Source organism: Bacillus sp. GMs2/2, assembly GCF_050172095.1.
Lineage (GTDB): Bacteria > Bacillota > Bacilli > Bacillales > Bacillaceae_G > Bacillus_A > Bacillus_A cereus.
This window is the reverse complement of record NZ_JBNLYE010000484.1, coordinates 1-2,490: the sequence shown is the minus strand read 5'-3', so window position 1 is coordinate 2,490 and position 2,490 is coordinate 1. Positions and strand designations below refer to the sequence as shown.

Below are 2,490 nucleotides of genomic sequence, written 5' to 3'. Positions count from 1 at the left end.
TTTTACCTGTATGGTTTAGTATACCTAGTTTTACTATATATTTACTTATAGCATATGGTATTACAAAAAGTATTACTATTGCACTTTCATTTGGAATCGGAATGATTATCATGCTGCTCGTTTACGAATGGAAACATTATATTGCTCATAGACCGATTCGTCCCGTCACTAAGTTTGGAAGATGGCTAAAAAAACAACATATATTACACCATTATAAAAACGAAAAGTTTTGGTTTGGTGTTTCAAATCCAGTATTCGATTTTATATTTGGAACACTTAAAGACGGAAAAGATGTTGAGTTAAGCGAAACGGCTCGTAATTTAGAAAAGGAAAAAAAGACAAAAGTAGTGCGGTAAGCACTGCTTTTGTCTTAATGAGGATAAATAAGTAAGGTGTCACTTTATTTTGAAAAAGTATATTAAAAATTTAGGGGAAATTGCCGAAAAATGTCTATCAAAAAATCTTTGCATGAATGCATGGATTGTCTAAAATGAATATAAGTTTCTGAATATTTATAAAATTTAGTCTTTAGGTATGCAAGGGGGAAGTGTATTTTAAGTAAGAGAGGGGATCGGTTAATGAAACGAGACGATACGTCAGCACGTAAGTTGCAAAATGAGGTGAATTATACAGAGGTCGTTCAGTCGGAAGAATTTCAATTGTTATTAAATACGAAAAAGAAGTTTATCATTCCAATGAGTATTTTCTTTTTTAGTTTTTTTATCGCATTACCTATTCTAACATCGTATTCAAAGGTGCTTAATACACCTGCATTTGGAGACGTTACATGGGCGTGGGTATTTGCTTTTTCCCAATTTATTATGACATGGGCACTATGTATGATTTATAGCAAAAAAGCAGAATCATTTGATGAAATCTCCCGAAAAATTTTGCAAGATATGCAAAAAGGGAGGGGCTGAACTTGAATACTACTGCATTTGCACTATTTTTAATTATTGTTCTTGGTACGCTCGTCATAACCTATTTTGCATCGAAAAAAACGAAAAATGCGAGTGAATTTTATACGGCTGGAGGGGGATTAACTGGTTGGCAAAATGGTCTGGCCATTGCTGGAGATTACATGTCTGCTGCTTCATTTCTCGGTATAGCTGGAGCAATCGCATTAACTGGGTTTGATGGATTCTTTTATAGTATCGGTTTTTTAGTTGCTTATTTAGTTGTACTATATCTTGTTGCAGAACCGCTTAGAAATTTAGGAAAGTACACTTTGGCGGATATGATTGCAGCACGCTTTGACGCGAAAAAAGTTCGCGGAGTTGCAGCTCTTAATACGATGACGATTTCTATCTTTTATATGATTGCACAATTAGTTGGCGCGGGTGCACTTATTAAATTATTATTAGGGATTGAATATACGACATCTGTATTAATCGTTGGAACACTTATGACGGTGTATGTTATTTTTGGTGGTATGACAGCAACGAGCTGGGTACAAATTGTAAAGGCTGTATTACTTATGGCCGGTACGTTTATTATTTCTGTTATCGTTTTCGCAAAATTCAACTTCAGCGTGACTGAAATGTTTGCCCAAATGAAAACAGCTACACCATTAAAAGATTCATTTTTAAATCCAGGTGTAAAGTATAAGGATGGCCTTGATACACTTTCTTTAAATTTAGGACTAGTACTTGGTACAGCTGGATTACCACATATACTTGTCCGCTTTTTTACAGTACGTGATGCAAAAACTGCACGTCAATCTGTCGTATATGCGACATGGTTAATTGGTGCATTTTATATTATGACGATTTTCTTAGGATTTGGTGCGGCAGCGTTTGTAGGAAATGAAGCGATTATTAAAGCGAACCCAGCGGGTAATATGGCAGCACCTTTATTAGCCAAAGCGTTAGGTGGAGACTTCTTATTTGCTTTCGTATCAGCAATTGCTTTTGCAACAATTTTGGCTGTAGTGGCAGGTCTCGTATTAACGGCAGCATCAGCATTCGCTCATGATTTTTATAATGAGATTATTCGCAAAGGGAAATCAACGGAAAAAGAGCAAGTATCTATGGCTCGTTATGCATCTATTGGGGTAGCGATATTATCTATCATACTTGCATTATTTGCCCAAACATTAAACGTAGCATTTTTAGTATCATTAGCATTTGCAGTTGCAGCGAGTGCAAATCTACCAGTGATTTTATTTACAATATATTGGAAGCGTTTTAATACAACGGGTGCTATTTCCGGTATGATTGTAGGGCTCGTATCAGCAATTGTTCTCGTAGCGTTGAGTCCGAATGTTTGGAACCCTGTAGCTGGAAAAGCTATTTTTGTTGGGGAAGCGATATTCCCATATACGACACCAGGAATTATTTCAATTCCGCTCGGATTTCTTGCAGCATATTTAGGAACTGTTTTATCTAGTAAGAAAGAAGATGCAGCGAAATTTGATGAAATTCTTGTGAAATCTAATACTGGTCACGGTATTAGTGATGCGTCTTCACATTAAATAAAAGAGGAGCTTTT

3 protein-coding genes are annotated in these 2,490 nt (G+C 35.9%); all 3 read left to right on the top strand.

The window, feature by feature from the left end; genetic code table 11:
* Positions 1–356: sterol desaturase family protein (locus tag ACQGS6_RS26390; RefSeq protein ID WP_426965866.1), on the top strand; the 356-nt coding region annotated here is incomplete at its 5' end.
* A 222-nt stretch (positions 357–578) separates the two neighbouring features.
* The gene (locus ACQGS6_RS26385) at positions 579–920 is read left to right on the top strand and encodes a DUF485 domain-containing protein (protein ID WP_000817366.1); all 342 of its coding nucleotides are present in this window, start codon (positions 579–581) and stop codon (positions 918–920) included.
* Positions 921–922: 2 nt separating this feature from the next.
* Positions 923–2,473 carry a solute symporter family protein gene (locus ACQGS6_RS26380; RefSeq protein ID WP_001098235.1) on the top strand — a complete coding sequence of 517 codons (1,551 nt, stop codon included), beginning with the start codon at positions 923–925 and terminating at the stop codon, positions 2,471–2,473.
* Positions 2,474–2,490 lie beyond the last annotated feature (17 nt).